Source organism: Vibrio hippocampi (assembly GCF_921292975.1).
GTDB classification, from domain to species: domain Bacteria; phylum Pseudomonadota; class Gammaproteobacteria; order Enterobacterales; family Vibrionaceae; genus Vibrio; species Vibrio hippocampi.
Map to the genome: position 1 here is coordinate 607,814 of NZ_CAKLCM010000003.1, position 18,364 is coordinate 626,177.

Here is an 18,364-nt window from a genome sequence, read left to right on the forward strand (position 1 = left end):
GATCTGGCTCATATGTTGAGTTCGTTTACGGTAAGGCGTCGTGTTTACTATGCTAGATTTCGCCCGTTTTAACAGTCATGCGTACACAAAAATAAGGTCAGAGCTTAAGTATGTTGTCACCAGATACTAGGAGTAAGGCACAGAGCATAGGACGCTTTTTATCTAATCTCGTTATGCCAAACATCGCCGCATTTATTGCTTGGGGATTGTTTGCTGCACTTTTCATCCCGACAGGGTGGATCCCTAATCAAGATTTGGCGCAATTTGTCGAGCCAATGATAAGCAACTTGATCCCACTCTTAATTGGCTATACCGGTGGGCGCTTGATTGCCGGTGAGCGAGGAGCCGTAGTCGGTGCCATTATGACCACCGGACTGATTGTTGGTGCCTCGGTGCCCATGTTAATTGGCGCAATGCTTGTCGGTCCATTGGGTGGCTTGGCAATTAAAGCCTTTGATAACTTTACCGCCCATCGAGTTAAACATGGCTTTGAAATGTTGATTAACAACTTTTCAGCGGGAATTATCGGCATGCTGGGCGCGATCATTGCGTACTATGTTGTCGGTCCGGCGATTGTGGTATTAAGCGCGATGCTAACCGCAGGCGTCGAGGCGTTGGTTGACAGTGGAACTTTAGTATTGGTCGCGATCTTGGTTGAGCCCGCTAAGGTTTTGTTTCTAAACAATGCGATTAATCATGGCGTGTTCTCACCGCTCGGCATTCAGCAAGTTGAGGCGGTTGGTCACTCTATCTTCTTCTTGATTGAATCCAATCCTGGCCCAGGTCTGGGTATCTTGCTCGCGTATGTTGCCAGTACAAAAGGTCAGATGAAACAAACTGCTGCGGGTGCAACGCTGATTCATTTCTTTGGCGGTATTCAGGAAGTCTATTTTCCCTATGTGATGATGAAACCGCGTCTTATTTTGGCATTAATTATCGGTAGTATGTCAGGTATCGCGGTATTGATGCTGTTTAATGCCGGATTAGTGTCTGCCGCTTCGCCGGGATCGATTGTTTCGGTCATTTTGATGACGCCAAAAGATTCGCTGATCGGTGTCGGGGCTTCAGTCATCGTCTCCACACTGGTTTCTTTTGCGATGGGATTGGTGATCATTAAGTTTGAGCAGACAAAAGAACAGCGACAAAAACAAGCAGAACAAAAGCAAGCAAATCGCAGCGGCAACTATACGCCTGTTACAGATACGATTGAACTATTTGAATTGGCGCCGCAAAAAGAGGAACAAAAGCTATCCATCACCGCTGACAATATCTCTCTAGGCTTAAGTGCGGATACTAAGCAGCAAGCGATTCAATTCGCTGGCGAAAAGTTGCTGCAATTGGGGTATGTCAATGAAGAGTACATCGCCGGGATGCATAAACGCGAAGCGTTACTGTCTACCTATCTTGGCGAAGGTATTGCACTCCCTCACGGCGTGATTGGTGAAAAGCAAAATGTGTTAGCAACCGGAATCGTTGTCTGCCAATACCCAGACGGTGTTGAATGGGGGAGTGAACCGGAAGATCGTGCCAGATTAGTCATCGCCATTGCTGCCAGAGGGGATAAACATATTCATGTTATTTCTGCTGTGAGTAGTGCCTTAGATGATGATGAGGTATTACAGCAACTGACTACCACCAGCGATGTCGACGATGTGATTCGCATATTGAATAAAAACTAAAAATCAGCTGTTGGCGAACCAATGAATAATAAAATAGACAGTGTAGCGCGGATTAATCAAGCGATACATTTGCCGAATGAGGCTGAACTGCTAGAAGTGATTTCACAAGCAGCTAGTGCTGCCGCAGTGTTCCGTGCGGCTTACCATGCGTTGAATGACGCAGTAGGTTCTCTGATGCAGCGGCAGTTCAAACAGAAAGATTGCTCAGTACAATTTGTGGTCGATCCCCTAATGCACAGTAGTGGTCCACTGGGTGATATGAAGATCCGCAGCAAACTATTGCTTGGTTTAGGCGTTATCAATAAAGAGGCATATGAAGACATAGAGGTATTTGTCGAACTCAAAGAATGGAATGAGTCTATCAACGAAGACTATGATTTTACTCACCCAAAGGTGCTGACTGCATTACGTGGTATTAAAGCGATTAAGCGCAGCATGCCGATTGAGTACGATCCGAGTATGATGCAAGGCTTATCAGAAAGCATGTTGCAGATGTTTGTTCGCAGACACAATCAGAAAGTCCAATCGACCATAGTACTGGCGATCACGGACCTAGTTGGACAGTTAAGCGTATAGCGCTTGTTGACTTTGAATCGCCCCACCAGCTTTCCTTTTCCCCATTCCTTTATCAAACAAGCCGCTCGTTGTGAGCGGCTTGAATTTTTCGCTTGTTGGCATTTGCCAATGTTCACGGCTCTTATTTATCAATCGCCACTCTGGACGGTATAACTTGTAATTAAATTACATTTCAATGAAGTAGCGGACTTTGAAAACGAGAATTTTTAGTAGAGACGTCAGCTATCAACGATATATTCGCCACCATTGGAACGAATAACTCTCAATGTGATATTGGTCACAGACTATTTAGTGGTAGAGGGTAGGCTAAACGTGATCCATATCACTAATTAATGAGAATTAATATCAATAAAATGACTATGTAATTTATCTACGAGTCTAAAGTGTGATCTGGATCTCTAAGTTTATTTTTATCAGGATAATGCATTGTGATATTGCTCACGCAATTTGAGGTGATGGTGCATTTTAAAATTCTTGTGGTACATTTTTTCCAACTTATGAGCAAATACTGTTGGTCGATTGACCGATTTCTTAATTCCTGAGGCACCCTTATGTTATCACCAGAAGCGAAGATCAAAGTTCAAAACTTTGGGCGATTCCTTTCCAACATGGTAATGCCAAACATCGGCGCATTTATTGCGTGGGGTTTCATTACTGCACTATTTATTCCAACTGGCTGGCTACCGAATGAAAAGCTAGCGTCTATGGTTGGTCCTATGATCACTTACCTGCTACCGCTATTGATTGGTTATACCGGTGGTAAAATGGTGGGCGGCGACCGCGGCGCAGTCGTTGGTGCTATCACCACCATGGGCGTGATTGTTGGTACTGATATTCCAATGTTTATGGGCGCAATGATTGTTGGTCCGCTTGGTGGTCTTGCCATTAAGAAATTCGACCAAGCGATTCACGGTAAAGTGAAGAGCGGATTCGAAATGCTGGTGAACAACTTCTCTGCCGGCATCATTGGTATGATCGCCGCTATTGTTGCGTTCTACCTTATTGGTCCTGCGGTAAAAGTTATGTCTGCGGGTCTGGCTGCTGGTGTAAATGCTATGGTTGATGCCGGTCTTCTGCCTCTTGCATCAATTTTTGTAGAACCAGCCAAAATCCTCTTCCTGAACAATGCGATTAACCACGGTATCTTCTCGCCATTAGGTATTCAACAGTCTGAAGAGATTGGTCGTTCTATCTTCTTCTTGATTGAAGCGAACCCAGGTCCAGGTCTAGGCCTACTATTAGCTTACATGGTATTTGGTAAAGGCAGCGCGAAGCAGTCAGCAGCGGGTGCGTCTATCATCCACTTCTTCGGTGGTATCCATGAGATTTACTTCCCGTATGTGCTGATGAACCCACGCCTTATCCTAGCGGTTATTGCTGGCGGTATGACGGGTGTATTCGTTAACGTGATGTTTGCTTCTGGCCTTGTGTCTCCTGCATCTCCAGGTTCAATCATTGCTATTTTGTTGCTAACACCTCAAGCCTCTCTAATTGGCGTGGTTCTTTCAGTGATTGCAGCCACTGCGGTTTCATTCTTTGTGGCTTCAGTGTTACTAAAAACGTCGAACCAAGAAGATGATTCACTAGAAAAAGCGTCTGAGCAAATGAAAGACATGAAAGCCTCTTCTAAAGGTGAAGTGTCTGGCGCTGAGATCAACCTTGCAGAAGTAAAAGCCGTCTACGTTGCGTGTGATGCGGGTATGGGTTCAAGTGCGATGGGTGCGGGTCTACTGCGTAAGAAAGTAGAAGCGGCAGGTCTGGACATTTTTGTCACTAACTACGCCATCAATAACCTACCAGAAGATTCTAAGATTGTGATTACTCACAAAGATCTTACTGACCGTGCACGTAAAACCGTACCAAGTGCAATGCACATTTCTCTGAGTAACTTCTTAGATGGTGCGATTTACGACAAGCTTGTTGCTGACCTAGTGGCAGCACAACAAGGTGACGCAAAACCGGCTGCGGCAGCGGTTGCTGACACGACTCCTGCGGTGGAAGAAGAGAAAGAAGAAGGTCTAGCACTGACGGCTGATGCTGTGTTCCTTGGTCTAAAAGCCCAAGATAAAAACGAAGCGATTCAGTTTGCTGGTGAGCAACTTGTGAAGCTTGGCAACGTAGCGCCTGAATATGTACAGGGCATGTTTGAGCGTGAAGAGCTAGTCTCTACTTATCTAGGTGAATCGATCGCAGTTCCACATGGCACAATCGAAGCGAAGCAACACGTACAAAAAACCGGCATCGTATTCTGTCAGTACCCAGAAGGTATTCAGTGGGGTGAAGATGAAGACGACATCGCTAAGATGGTGATTGGTATCGCGGCGCAAGGTGATGAACACAACATGGTGTTGATGGCGATTACTAACTCTCTTGATGATGAAGAAGCGGTAGAGCGTTTGCAAAACACAACCAACCCAGAAGATGTGTTAAAAATCCTCAACGCTTAATTGCGGTGAGTTAGCTAAACTATTTGAATGAGGCCAGACTCCTCTGGTCTCATTATTCAGTCTATAAAGCTTACGATTTGTGTCATGTAAGATGCAAGATGAGCGAATCGTTACCTATATAGATTAAACACTTAAAGGTCTAATAATTATGAAAGCGTTACATTTTGGTGCAGGTAATATCGGTCGTGGTTTCATTGGTAAGCTACTAGCAGATGCAGGTCTGGAAGTGACCTTTGCTGATGTCAATGAGACGGTAGTGAATGCTCTTATCGAGCGTAACGAGTACCCAGTTAAGATTGTCGGTGCAGAGTGTGTCGTGGAAACGGTTAAAAACGTGACTGCTGTTAACTCTGCAACCGATGCGGTTATTGACTGCATTGCGGAATCCGATCTTATTACGACGGCTGTCGGCCCAACGGTTCTGAAAATTATCTCTAAGTCGATTGCGCTTGGTATCGAAAAGCGCGCAGCGGCGGGCAATCAAGCTCCAATGAACATCATTGCGGCGGAAAACATGGTACGTGGCACGAGCCAGCTAAAAGAGGCCGTTCTTGAGCACTTGTCTGATGAAATGAAGGCATACACGGAAGAGTTTGTTGGCTTTGTTGATTCTGCGGTAGACCGTATTGTTCCACCAGCGGAAGCGGGTGAAACCGATCCACTGGCAGTGACTGTAGAAACCTTTAGCGAGTGGATCGTTGATGAAACTCAGTTTAAAGGTGATATTCCTAACATCCCAGGAATGGAATGTACTGACAACCTGATGGCGTTTGTTGAGCGAAAACTATTCACACTCAACACGGGTCACTTGGTCACTGCGTATTTAGGTGTACTTGCTGGTCACGAGACTATCAAAGATTCTATTGAAGATGAAAAAATCCGCGAGCAAGTAAAAGCAACGATGGAAGAGAGCGGTGCGGTACTGATTAAACGCTATAGCTTTGATCCGAAAGCTCACCAAGCCTACATTGAAAAGATCCTTGGTCGCTTTGCTAACCCATATCTACGCGACGAAGTAGACCGCGTGGGTCGTCAACCAATTCGTAAACTAAGCCCACAAGATCGCCTAATCAAGCCACTGAACGGCACACTAGAATACGGTCTACCAAACCAATACCTAGTGCAAGGTATTGCAGCGGCATTCCATTACAAGAATGATGATGATCCGCAAGCGGTTGAACTACAAGCGATGTTTGCTGAGAAAGGGTTTGCTGAAACGCTGGCGCACTATTCTGAGCTAGACGTGAATTCAGACGTGGTTAAGCAAGCGGAAGCTGCGTACCAAGCGCTTAAGTAATTGAAGTAAACCGGACTTAAAACCAGTCATTGGAACAGGTCATTAAAACCAATAATTAAAACCAATAAAAAGAGGCTAAATAATAGCCTCTTTTTTAATGCCGCTGACTTTATAATCTGACCCTCAACTCCATCAATGACTCCGACTTTGTTTGCCGATATTAGGTGTCACACTGACGAGTTGACGACTAAAACCCGTGACACGGTTTCTTCCTAAGGCTTTGGAATCATAGAGGGCTCTATCTGCTTCCCAGATCAGTTTTGAAGGTTTCTCACCGCATTTCGGGTTACAGGTTGCGACGCCAACGCTGACGGTGACAAAAGGTGAAAGTGTCGCGCAGCCGCTCTCTAATCCCAATGCTTCGATACGTTGTCGTATAACTTCACCCAATTCCATCGCTTGTTGTTGTGATGAGTGGGTGAGGATGGCCGCAAACTCTTCGCCACCATAGCGGGCAACAATGTCTTCATTACGCTGAAACACATCGCGCAGCGCTTTGGCAATGGTTTTCAAATAGTCATCGCCGACCAAGTGACCTTTCTTATCGTTGACCGGTTTAAAGAAATCTATATCGATCATCAGTAGTGAAATGGTCGAGTGATGGCGGGTGCAACGGCTCCATTCTAAATCAAGTTGGTCGTCAAGATAACGTCGGTTATACAGACCTGTCAGCGCATCGGTTTGTGATAAATGTTCAAGCTGCTGGTTGGCACGTTGCAGTTCAACGGTTTTCTGATTCACCTTCTCCTGTAATCTCAATTTTGCCCCAACTAGACCATCGGCCATCTCATTTAAAGCAACGGCGAGTTGACCGAGTTCGTCTTTTGATTGAACCACCACGCGTTGGTTTAGGTTACCCGCTGAGATTTTTTTTGCCGCCACGGTAATGCGTTCAATGGGACCGGCTATTTTGTTCGCCAACACCACGGAGACAAGAATCGCGACCAAGACCAGAAAGATAATCAGGTAGAGGAAGATGTTAGTCAGTTCATTGTTGGTCGAGAGCACTTCATCACGATCCATTTTAACCACAATACCTAATCCGAGATCGGTAAAGTAACGACTGACGGCGACAACAGGCACATTGCGATAATCGAGCGCACTTTCAAACACCTTTGCGGTTTTGTTGAGTGCTTGCTGCATCGGAATCGCACTGTCACTGTTTTCTGGGATAAGCAATGGCGAGGGGGCAAAGCGCAAAGGCGTAAACAGCATCAAATTGCCTTTGTTAGTTAGGGTTGCCAACAGAACCTCTCCGGTTTGACCCAAACCGGTATAGTCAGTAAAAAAGGCATTAAAGTCGTCTAACTGGACTTGAATGGCAATGACGCCGAGCTTTTTTCCTTTCAACACCAGCGGCGCTGAAAAGACAATCGCGGGTACTTGCTCCGAGTCACCTTTTATAAGCAGAGAACCGGTTTTGCCGACAAGTCCGTCTTGAAACAACGGATGCTGAGAAAAGTCACGGTTGTTATAGAGAGCCGATGTTGAAAAGAGAACCTGACCTTGGGTGTCAGCAATAAAAATCTCGTTGATTGTGCTTGTCTGTTGCAAGACATCGGACAATATGGTGTCAATCATTTCATAGGCATCAGCACTGCCAGTGCGTTGATAATTGTCCAGTGAGTAGCGCATCTGAGTGCGACTTTGTATCAGACTAAGGCTTTCAATATTGCCATCAATAAAGGCATGTAATCGTTGATATTGGATGCTGGCGACAGATTCTAAATGAGAGACGGATTGTTGCGTAATGCTGTTCTGTGCATACAAATAGTAAAACGTGGTAATCACCAAGTGAGAAGTGAGCGCAATAGAGAGAAGAATGGTTATAATTTTATTGCGAATACTCATAGTCTACTCATGCTCTAAGATCAGTGAATGATTCTAACTTCTCTCCAACATACTTACTTAGCTTGTTTATAACGTGATAACGGCGTGTAAACCGAAGCACAGTAATAAGTCATCAATCAATAAACTGTAGAAGTGAGTGTGGCTTAGGTAAAGTAAACTTAAGTTCTATATTAAGCGCTTATTTATGAGGCTGAGGCGGTGTGATGGTGTTTCTCTTTCGCGATAGCTCTCCATTAACGTTTTGGCATACTGCGCCGTCATTGACCGCTGTCTGCCATTGAGCTTCGATAGACGGGTTCTGCTTAAGGGAGGCGATCAGTGCTTCTCGTCGTAGCTCTAAAATCTCATCAATAAGCTGCTGTTTGGCTTGAATTCCAAAGTGTTGCGCGTAGTTTTTCACCTTGCTGATTTCATCAGGTTGTAGGCGATAGACGTGCTGTTTCAAGTGCTGTTTAGCTTCACTTTTGACTAAGCCTTGCTGCTGAAGGAGCTTAATGATGGTGCTATCTAATGGATGACGTTGTTTGATCATAGTGCTCTGTGAATAGGTATCGAATAAATAGGTATCGAGTGAACAGGAGTGAGTCAACGAATAGTGTTGAAACAGCGCACAAGTTAAACGGTCAATATGACAGTCTAATTTCATAGAATAAAAAATTTGCAACAGCCCGTGACTAAAGGGTTAGCAAGGCGAGCGGAAATAAAAAAAGCAATAGGTACAAAGCGGAAAAAGAGATCTAGCGCGTGTTCACTCAGCGGTAGGATCGGAAATTTAGCGTTACCACACAAATTCCGACGAAATTATTCTGACAAAAATAATCTTCATGATATTTATCATAATGTACGACAATATAACAAAAGGTATATTAGGTGAAAAAACAACTATTGGCGGTTTCTACTCTGCTTGCTATCTCATCATTTGCTTCGGCAAAAGTGCAATTTTCAGACGAAAATGGCACGCTAGGAGCGCCGGTTAACTACTCGCAATATCAGTCAGTATTAAAAGCGTCAGAGCTTCAAATCTCCGATGCTGAAGGCAAAAAGGGCAATAAAGAATACTTTGCTCTTGATGGTGATTTTACTGGTATTGTTAATCCCTATTTTTTCGTCGATAAAAGTTCTGAAGCCTTGGTGTTCAAAATGAAGAATGACCACCTTCGTAATGAGCTACGAGTGCACAAAAACTTCCGTACCGACTTGCCGAATAAGTTCTACAAATTAAGCTCAGAAGTGCAACTGGTGGACCCAGAAGCGTCGATGAAGAACTCTACAGGCGCGGCAAACGAAATCACTTTCCTACAAGTTCACAACAAAGGTCTGGATAACGAGGGGACACACAACGTTCCTCATCCGCTACTGCGTGTGGTTTGGAAACAAGATGCGAATGGCGTGAAAGGTCATTACTGGGCAATCGTTAAGAACAACGCCATCATTTGTAAAGGTAAGTTTGGTGAGAAGAACAAAGACAAGCCATTCTGCCACAAAGATAATGCCTACACGCAATATGACTTGGGTAAAGCGCCATTAGATAAAACGACAGCCTTTGACATCACCGTGGGTAACAAGATGATGCAAATCGATGTGAATGGTAAAACGATGGTTAACCACGACATTGATTACTGGCGTCACCTGTTAAGCTACTTTAAAGCGGGTGTTTATAACCAATTTAAAGATGGTATGAGTGAAGCTCACTTCTATAAGCTGGATTACACGGCGACTGAGAGCAAGTAATCTTTACGCTCGGTAACGACAAGTCCACGTAAACAGAGTCCACATAAACAGAGTCCACATAAACAGAAAGCAGATAAGCATGACGCTTATCTGTTTTTTTATGCCTGCGTATTTTTTATGTCTGTTTATTTTATGCCTATTTATTGAGGCGTATTGCCTTTGATTAACGACACCATGATTTCTCCTGCTTTGGGTTGTAGCGTCGCGACGTCTGTCACTAGATGGATACAGTTTTTGGCATCGACAACAAACAGGGGCGTCCAGTTGGCGTGCTTGTATTGGGCTTGATAGTCCTCAAAGGTAAACGCCTCGCTGATTTTGGTGTGCTTTATTTCGGCATTTTGACTGATAAGGCTGGCGAGCTTTTTATAACTGACACTGCCATCGAGAAATAAACGGTAGTCATGTTCCGCGTTGTAGCGGTGTTTGTCTAACTGATTGGAATCGGTTTTCTCTTGCAGGCTATAGACTTTGCGCTCGCCAAAGTCATTGGCAAACTGGAGGCTGGCGACCGAGTTAAAATGCTGATCAGGCGTGAGAGCCAAGACTTGACCGATGCCAATCATATCCAAATATTCATCGGCATGGCTTGAGGTGGGATTGCCGTAGTAGGCATCAAAACCCATCATGCGGGCTTTTTTAACGTAATCCCAGTTAGAGTCGGACATCAACACCCGGCAATCGTAGCCTTGTATTGCTTTGCCAATCACTCTTGCCACCTCATTAGAACCGACGATCAGAAATCCTCTTGGCGCAGGTTCTGCCACACCCAATTTAGCCGCAATCGGTCGAGCGGTCGCGCTTTGTAGAATCACCGTCCCGATGATGACCATAAAGATAAGTGGAACCAAAAGATTGGCTTGTTCGACCTCCAGAATCGACAGCTTAATCGCAAATAGTGATGATACAGCCGCAGCGACAATACCTCGTGGCGCGACCCATGAGAGAAACACCTTTTCTTTGATATCGAGATTACTTTTCAGTGTCGCAATAAAGATCGACACAGGGCGTGACACCAACTGAATAACCGCAAATAGCACCAGTGCTCCCCAACCCAGTTGTTCAAAGTCGGATAGCTCAACGCGAGCCGCCAATAGAATAAACAATCCCGAAATAAACAGGATGGTGAGGTGCTCTTTAAAGTGCAAAATGGGGTCAATATTGACGCCTTTAGCATTGGCTAGCCAAACCCCCATCACGGTGACGGTGAGTAGCCCCGATTCGTGTTCAATGTAGTTAGAGAGGGAAAACACCGCCAGCAAGATAGTGAGTACCGCGAAAGGTTGCAGATACTCAGGCAACCAGTGGCGTTTGATAATATTGGCGACTAAAACACCGGCTGCTATCCCTAAGCTAAAGCCGACGACAACAACGATAGACAGCACCATCAGGCTATGTAGCTCACTTTGGGAGATCAAAAATTCGTAAACCATCACCACAAAGAGTGCGCCTAATGGGTCGATCAATATGCCTTCCCAGCGCAAAATGTTGGCGAGTTTTGCTTTGGGGCGAACGGTTCGGAGTAGCGGGACAATCACCGTCGGTCCCGTCACTACGGTTAGGCTGCCAAATAAAAATGCCATGGTCCATTGCAGTCCCATCAAATAATGCGCAGCACAAGAGGTGATCACCCAAGAGACAATCGCACCGATGCTGATAATGCTCCACACACTGCTGCTGATGCCGCGTATCTGTTTAAAGTTGAGGGTCAAACTGCCCTCAAACAAGATCACGGCAACGGCTAATGAGACAAAAGGGAAAAACAGCTCACCCAATGTTTGCGATGGGGAGAAGAGTCCCAATACCGGTCCAACAAGTAACCCGCACAACAAAAGAAACAGAATAGCGGGGAGTTTCAAATGCCATGCAATCCATTGGCAGGTTAAACCGAGCAGTCCAACTGCCGCGAGTGACAATGCCACCATTTCAGAACTCATTCTCTATCCTTGTGATTTTTTGGGTTGCGTAAAAAATTGCCGTTATTAGAGCTTTAGATAACAGAGCTGACTTTTGCAACTAACATTGCTCGCTAATGGAATGAATTTTATTGTCTTTGAGCCACGGTTTAGCGTTACACTGCCTCTATCTTTTCGTGACAAAAGAGCGACTCAATATGCTGCAACCCATAAAAACCGCCATTGTTGGCTATGGCTTTTCGGCTAAAACCTTTCATATTCCCTTTATTCATCATTTGCCAGAGTTTGCATTGACGGCGATTAGTAGCAGCCAAGCGCAACAGGTCAGCCAAGATTGGCCAGCGGTCACTTGCTACGCCAATGCAGAACGGTTATTTGAACAGTCGGATTGTGAATTGGTGATCATTACCGCCCCCAATGATGTGCATTATTCCTTGGTGAAAGCCGCGCTGCTAAACAATAAGCATGTGATTGTTGAAAAACCGTTTGTTACCGATAGTCGCCAAGGCGAGGAGCTGATTGAATTGGCACAGCAGCAAGGTTTGGTACTGAGTGTGTATCATAATCGCCGTTGGGATGGCGATTTTCTTACCGTGAAAAAGCTGATCGAACAAGGGCGTTTAGGCAATATCAAACAGTATGAATCCCACTTTGATCGCTTTCGTCCACAAGTGCGTCAGCGCTGGCGTGAACAAGCCGAAGTCGGGGGCGGGATTCTTTTCGACTTAGCACCACATTTGCTTGATCAAAGTTTGCAGCTTTTCGGGCTTCCAGAGGCTCTGACCGCACAATGTAAAATCATGCGCGAGGGTTCCAATAATCACGACTATTTTCATCTTGTGCTGCATTACCCCGACAAGCAGGTTCTGCTGCACGCCGATCTATTTTCAGCCGGACCAAATAGACGTTTTACCATTAAAGGTGACCAAGGCAGCTACGAAAAACTGGGGCTCGATCCGCAAGAGTCTCGTCTGATTCAAGGTGTCGCTCCAATTGCCGAAGATTGGGCGGATGAAGTGCCAGCCAACTACGGGACCTTATATACCGGCGAGCAGCAACAAACCATTGCCACTGAGCGAGGAGGCTATCAAGCCTATTTTCGTTCCGTTGCCGAGGCGATACGTCGCCAAGTGCCCGCGAGCGTCACCGCAGAGCAGGCATTATGGAATATCCGTTTGATTGAATTAGCGCTAGAAAGCAGCCAGCGGCAACAGACGATATTGGTTAACGATATCGGTTAACGATATTGGTTAACGATATTGGTTAACGATATTGGTTAACGATATCGGTTAATGATATTGATTAGCGACAACTGCATAACGATCCATGGTTAAAGCCAGATAGCTAACGACAATCATTAACATCGATTGAACTGTGGTGTTGAATTTTAATAACCCGCTGTTAAATTGACGACAGTTATGTTTACTTTTACTGGATATTTCTGGGCTTAGGGCGTTAATTTTTTTCAAAATGTTTTAGAATACAAACCAGCGTGGTACTATTGTTATGTTATATCATTACATTGCGTACTGCCGTGAACGTCCAGCCTATATTATCTGTTGATCATCTTACTGTTGCCGATAGCCAACGTGTTCTGTTTCAAGATATCTCCTTCGAACTGTATCAAGGGGAGATTGTTGCCATTATGGGACCTTCCGGTATTGGTAAATCAATGCTGTCCAAGGCTATTGCTGGATTTTTACCTCAAGATATTGCGGTAACAGGCTCGATTATCTTTAACAACGATTCCGTTGCCGATAAGCCGATTTTACAGCGTTCAGCATCACAACGTCCTGCGGTCATTTTTCAAGATGCGTTGCAGGCATTGAATCCGTTAGCCCGTATTGAACAACAATTAGCCTTAGCGGTCACATCGGGTCAATCTCGACTAAACCAAGCCAATAAAAGCCATGTGACTCAGTTGCTGTCGCAACTTGGCTTTTCTGACCCATCAGCCATCTTGCCTCTTTACCCTAGTCAACTGTCAGGGGGACAAAGGCAGCGCATCTGTATCGCGATGGCGCTGTTAGGACAGGCTAACTTGTTGATTGCGGATGAACCCACCAGTGCGTTAGATCCGGTGACCGAAACCGAGATCCTATCCTTATTCAATCACAACGTTAAATCGCAGCATAAAAGTGGTTTGCTGATTACCCATGATCTGCATGCGGCGATGGCGTGTGACAAATTGGTGGTGATTGCTGATGGCAGCGTGGTGGCGTACGGCACACCCGAACACGCGATTACCCAAGGGCAGCACCCTTATTGTCAGCAGTTAGCCGAGCTTTTGGCTTCGGTGTAAATAAAGGCTTAACAGACGTGACCAACACAGTGACTCAAGTTCATAGACAGACTTCGCAAACGCACAGCTCGGCGCAAATTGCGTTTAATGACGTCAGCGTTCATTACTACACCAAGCCTCGCTGGATGGGTGGTCAGCCCTTTAAGGCGTTGCAGCAACTCAGTCTGACCTTGAATACGCAAAGCTTAGCGATTGTCGGACCATCAGGGGCGGGAAAATCAACCTTGATTGAGTTGCTATTTGGTTTGAGGCAACCCACGTCGGGACAGATTACCATCTGTGGTTACAACGTCGCCGAATTAACCAATACACAGCGCGTCGCGCTTTGTCAGCATATTCAATTAATCCCGCAAGAGCCTCACGCAAGCTTAAACCCATACTATACCGTGCGTCAGGTGCTATCTGAGCCGCTGATCAGTTTGGGTAAGTCCGAAGTCGCGGATTCGCGCTTGCAGCAAGCGCTGGAAGATGTGGGACTCGATATTCAGTTATTGGAACGCAACAGCAAACAACTGTCTGTTGGACAGGCTCAGCGAGTCGCGATTGCGCGCGCCCTCGTGGTTGACCCCTGTATTCTCGTAGCCGACGAGCCCACAAGTAGCTTAGACCCGGTCAATCGAAAAATGATTTTGCAGTTGCTTGGCGAGCTACAACGGAAACGCAATATGAAGTTGATGCTCGTGACCCATGATCTGGATGCGGCGCAGCAGCTTTGCGATGAAATTTTAGTGCTCGATAACGGACAAAAAGTAGAACATCTCGATTCAGACAAATTCTTGACCGACTGTCATCATCACACCACTTTAGCGCTACTGCGCGCCAAAGACAGTCACCAATACACTCGTCATCAATACACTTTAACCCACGGAGAGGTTACCAATGCAATTTAATACTCCTAAGCTCGCGTTAACGCTGGCGTTGAGTTCTTTATTAGCGGGTTGTTTTGACTCAGGCAACAGTGAGCAAGCAACCTCAACAGCAGGGGCAGACAACACGGCATCGCATCTTCGAGTTGCGATGATGCAACCACCGCGTACCGGACTTTCACCACTGTCTGATGATGCGTTTAAATTATCGCGATGGAGCACCGCAGAAACCCTGATCAACCTCGATGCTCAATCGGTGGCTCAGCCAATGCTTGCCACTGAGTGGAAACAGCTCGATGAGACAACTTGGCAGTTTACTTTGCGTGACGGGGTGAAGTTCCACGATGGTTCGAGCTTAGATGCGAATGCCGTGGTGAACTCACTGCAAAAAGCTCTCAATGCCGCACCAAAACCGCGTATTTTGGACGGTATTGAATGGCAAGTTGCGGCGATTGACGCCAAAACTGTCGAGATTAAAACTGAATTCAACGATCCATTGCTACCAAGTCGATTATCAAGTCCACAGCTGTCTATCCTTTCCGGTGCTGCTTATCAAGACAATGGTCGTGTGGTTCCGATAAAGACAGGCACAGGACCGTTTGTGTTGACCGAAATTAACGGCACGACCAGCGCTAAGCTTGAGCGCTTTGATAGTTACTGGGGTGAAAAAGCCAAAGTTGCCACGGTATTAGCGGAATATGTGCCGGATGGTTTCGCTCGCGCAGCGGCATTAAGAACCGGTGAGGCAGACGTCGTGGAAGCGGTGCCGGTATCGCAAATCGCCATGATTGATTCTTCTTTACTGCATGAAGTTGCCATGCCAAGAACCAACACGCTTTACCTCAACAACCAGTCAGAAGTGTTTAGTCGACTGGCAATGCGTAAAGCGGCGGCGACGGCTATCGACCGCGATCAGATTATTCGCACCGTGTATGAAAACCACGCCGATATGGCTAAAGGTCTGCTAGGTCCAGCATTAGCATGGGCGGCACCGATTCGTGATAAAAACCCAATCATGAGCACCATGGAATATAACCGCGCATCTGGTGAGAAGATTGTTATCGGTACTTTCACTGACCGTGCTGAGCTTCCAGAAGTCGCCGCATTAGTGAAGCAGCAACTTGAAGCGGCTGGCTTTGAAGTGGCGTTGGATATTCGCGAATATGCACAGATTGAAAATGATGCCTTGGCGGGGAAATTTGATGCCTTTATTCTTTCGCGAGCAACGGTGCTCGATTCCGGTGACCCAGTGGCGTATATACAGAGTGATTTTGGCTGTGAAGGCTCATTTAACCTTGGTCAATTCTGTTCCCCAGAAGTCGATGCCGCGTTAGCTCATGCTGATCGTCAACCCCTTGGCGAACAGCGTCAACAAGCGATTATTGAAGCAGAAAACCAAATCCTATCTGCCTACGCTGCAATTCCTCTGTTACATGAGCGCGTGATTCAAGGTGAGAGCCTAAAGGTGAAAAACGCTCAGCGTGACCCTCGTGAGCGTCGTCTGATTGACGCACAAACCGAGGTTAACTAACTTCATGTCCTCAGCTGTACCCATGCGCTCAATGCTGAGCGCATGTTTTCCTTGGATCTCTCGGTTGATTTCACTCGCTGCTGTTGTGGTACTGGTGGGCTTGATGCCGGATATCGCCGGTATCGATCCCAGTCAATCAATCTTACGGGCGCGCTCTGGGCAGCAGCAGTTGCTGACTCCAGAAGCGTTAGCGTCAATACGTGAAGATCTTCGCCTTGACCGCAGTGCGACCGAGCGTTTAATCGACTGGCTAAGTCACGCGCTTCGAGGCGACTTAGGCGTCTCTTGGGTTGATGGTTCTCCGGTGTTCGATAGCGTTAAAGCCACCGCCAAAACCTCGTTGCTGCTGGTGAGCAGTACCTTGGCTTTTGTTATCGTAGGTTGCTTGAACAGTATTGGCTATGCGGTTATTCAGTGGCGACGTGGACGTTTTGAGCAGCAACATAGCACCTTGAGTTCGGTGTTGGTGTCGCTGCCGGAATACGTGATCGCCGCGCTGCTGATTTTGGTGTTTTCTATCGGTTTAGGGTGGTTCCCGCCCTATGGTTGGCAAGGGTTACAGAATTTGTGGTTGCCCAGTATTGCCTTGGCGCTACCCGCCACCGGTTTGTTCACTCGATTGCTCTATGACAGCCTCAAGCGTGTCTTCAAAGAGCCGTGGGTGATTACGTGGCTCAGTGCCAATATTAGTCAGTGGCAGATTGTGCGCTTTGCGTTGTGGCGTGCCATGAGTAACCTGATCCCGCAGATCGCGATGATAGTGATTGGCTTAATGGGCGGGGCGGTTGCGGTTGAGCTTATTTTCTCGATTCCGGGCATTGGGCGTCTTATTCTCGGTGCAGCAAAGTCACAAGATTTGCCCCTGTTACAAGGGGGATTATTGGTGTTGCTGGTGATCTCTATGGCGATCAGCAGCTTGAGTCTTTTGCTACAGCGTAAGCTATTAGGTCACAGTGCCACCAACGGCAAACTGATTTCGAGTCACAGTGCGTTTAAGTTTACCCAGAGTAACGTCAAACGCGTTGCTGCTGGTGTGATATTCGTATTGCTGGCGAGTTGTGCCTTAATAGCGTCCCTGCGCGATCCCTTTGCGATTCAATTTATGCGTCTGGAACCCGCCAGCTTAGCCGCTCCGTTTGGTTCCGATGCTATTGGACGCGATCTGTTGGCGCGTGTTGGTGGCGGTATGATCTCGACCATGAAAATGGGCGTGCTGGCAATGCTGGTTAGCTTAACGCTTGGTCTGGCGTTTGGTTTTCTCACGCGCTACAGCCAAGGCTTGATTGAGATTACCAAAGGCATACCTTATATCGTCGCGGGTCTGCTGGTTGCTGGCTTGATGGGCATGCATCCCAATAGCGCCTTGATTGCGATTGTCTTGGTTTCATGGGCACCGTTGGCGTCCCATTGTGCCAGTCTGCTTGTGGAAGCAAAAGCGCAACCTTATACCCATTTAGCCCCGACATGGGGAACCAGCCGCTGGCGCATTCTACGTTATTATTTATTGCCTTATGTACTGCCGCCTTTGGTGCGTCACGCGCTACTCCGTTTGCCGGTGATTACCTTAAGCTTGACCTCGTTAAGCTTTATTGGCTTAGGGGCAAAAGCGCCGTCACCAGAGTGGGGACTACTAATTGCGGAAAACTTACCTTATATCGAACGTGCCCCTCAAGCGGTGTTGCTGCCGATTAGCGGCTTAGTATTGCTGGCTGTGGCCATTAATCTATTATTTGATGATTAACCGTTTGATGATTAACTGTTTTATTAACGAGCGGTTTTATCAACCACTTTCCCTTTTGGGGAAAATAGTTATTGACTATTGAGTGCTCTGTTTCCCATAATGGGAAATATAGAAAAGGGGATGTATGCGAATTTTATCAAGAGCAACTTTGCGCGAATTTTGGGAGCAGCCAAAGTACGCGGATTCTCAACAACCACTCACAGCATGGTATGACGAAACCAAGCACGCAAATTGGCAGACGCCACAGGATATAAAAGCACTGTACCGAAATGCGTCTTTTGTTGGTAACAATCGTGTTGTGTTCAATATTCACGGTAACAAGTATCGACTGATCACTGCGATTAATTACAAATTTTCGATGGTCTACGTTCGCTTTGTGGGAACTCATGCAGAGTATGACAAAGTAGATGCAACAACCGTTTAAAAG

At 46.3% G+C, this 18,364-nt stretch carries 13 protein-coding genes and 1 pseudogene; 11 read left to right on the forward strand and 3 right to left on the reverse strand.

Annotated features, from left to right (window positions below; translation table 11 throughout):
- Positions 1-110 precede the first annotated feature (110 nt).
- From L9Q39_RS15850 to L9Q39_RS15865, 4 genes are all read left to right on the forward strand, one after another.
- Entirely contained in the window at positions 111-1,679 is a 1,569-nt protein-coding gene (locus tag L9Q39_RS15850; protein WP_237486070.1) for a PTS sugar transporter subunit IIA, read from the forward strand.
- Positions 1,680-1,700: 21 nt separating this feature from the next.
- Positions 1,701-2,255 (forward strand): MltR family transcriptional regulator, encoded by a 555-nt coding sequence (locus L9Q39_RS15855; RefSeq protein WP_237486071.1) that lies wholly within the window; start codon positions 1,701-1,703, stop codon positions 2,253-2,255.
- A gap of 551 nt (positions 2,256-2,806) precedes the next feature.
- A complete protein-coding gene (locus L9Q39_RS15860; RefSeq protein ID WP_237486072.1) occupies positions 2,807-4,702 on the forward strand; it encodes a PTS mannitol transporter subunit IICBA in 1,896 nt (631 codons plus the stop codon).
- A gap of 148 nt (positions 4,703-4,850) precedes the next feature.
- Positions 4,851-5,999, forward strand: a complete 1,149-nt coding sequence (locus L9Q39_RS15865) for a mannitol-1-phosphate 5-dehydrogenase (protein WP_237486073.1) — start codon at positions 4,851-4,853, stop codon at positions 5,997-5,999.
- 132 nt (positions 6,000-6,131) lie between these two features.
- Here the strand turns inward: L9Q39_RS15865 and L9Q39_RS15870 are convergent, their stop codons facing one another.
- On the reverse strand, positions 6,132-7,850 hold the full coding sequence (locus tag L9Q39_RS15870) for a sensor domain-containing diguanylate cyclase (RefSeq protein WP_237486074.1): 1,719 nt from the start codon (positions 7,848-7,850) through the stop codon (positions 6,132-6,134).
- Positions 7,851-8,148: 298 nt separating this feature from the next.
- Positions 8,149-8,382, reverse strand: a pseudogene (locus tag L9Q39_RS15875) (hypothetical protein); the annotation flags it as partial.
- Positions 8,383-8,720: 338 nt separating this feature from the next.
- On the opposite strand from L9Q39_RS15875, the gene L9Q39_RS15880 reads away from it, so the two are divergent.
- On the forward strand, positions 8,721-9,581 hold the full coding sequence (locus tag L9Q39_RS15880) for a polysaccharide lyase family 7 protein (RefSeq protein WP_237486075.1): 861 nt from the start codon (positions 8,721-8,723) through the stop codon (positions 9,579-9,581).
- A 140-nt stretch (positions 9,582-9,721) separates the two neighbouring features.
- Here L9Q39_RS15880 and L9Q39_RS15885 read toward each other — a convergent pair whose 3' ends face one another.
- Positions 9,722-11,518 carry a cation:proton antiporter gene (locus L9Q39_RS15885; protein WP_237486076.1) on the reverse strand — a complete coding sequence of 599 codons (1,797 nt, stop codon included), beginning with the start codon at positions 11,516-11,518 and terminating at the stop codon, positions 9,722-9,724.
- A gap of 176 nt (positions 11,519-11,694) precedes the next feature.
- On the opposite strand from L9Q39_RS15885, the gene L9Q39_RS15890 reads away from it, so the two are divergent.
- From L9Q39_RS15890 to L9Q39_RS15915, 6 genes are all read left to right on the forward strand, one after another.
- Positions 11,695-12,738, forward strand: coding sequence for an oxidoreductase (locus L9Q39_RS15890; RefSeq protein WP_237486077.1), 1,044 nt, complete (start codon positions 11,695-11,697; stop codon positions 12,736-12,738).
- 260 nt (positions 12,739-12,998) lie between these two features.
- On the forward strand, positions 12,999-13,799 hold the full coding sequence (locus tag L9Q39_RS15895) for an ATP-binding cassette domain-containing protein (protein WP_435532861.1): 801 nt from the start codon (positions 12,999-13,001) through the stop codon (positions 13,797-13,799).
- 29 nt (positions 13,800-13,828) lie between these two features.
- Positions 13,829-14,689, forward strand: coding sequence for an ABC transporter ATP-binding protein (locus L9Q39_RS15900; RefSeq protein ID WP_237487045.1), 861 nt, complete (start codon positions 13,829-13,831; stop codon positions 14,687-14,689).
- Complete coding sequence (locus tag L9Q39_RS15905) at positions 14,679-16,196, forward strand: ABC transporter substrate-binding protein (RefSeq protein WP_237486078.1); 1,518 nt, start codon at positions 14,679-14,681, stop codon at positions 16,194-16,196. Before L9Q39_RS15900 ends, L9Q39_RS15905 begins: the two co-directional genes overlap by 11 nt.
- 4 nt (positions 16,197-16,200) lie before the next feature.
- Positions 16,201-17,937: an ABC transporter permease subunit gene (locus tag L9Q39_RS15910; RefSeq protein ID WP_237486079.1), complete on the forward strand. Its 1,737-nt coding sequence runs from the start codon at positions 16,201-16,203 to the stop codon at positions 17,935-17,937.
- A gap of 124 nt (positions 17,938-18,061) precedes the next feature.
- Positions 18,062-18,361, forward strand: coding sequence for a type II toxin-antitoxin system HigB family toxin (locus L9Q39_RS15915; RefSeq protein ID WP_237486080.1), 300 nt, complete (start codon positions 18,062-18,064; stop codon positions 18,359-18,361).
- Positions 18,362-18,364 lie beyond the last annotated feature (3 nt).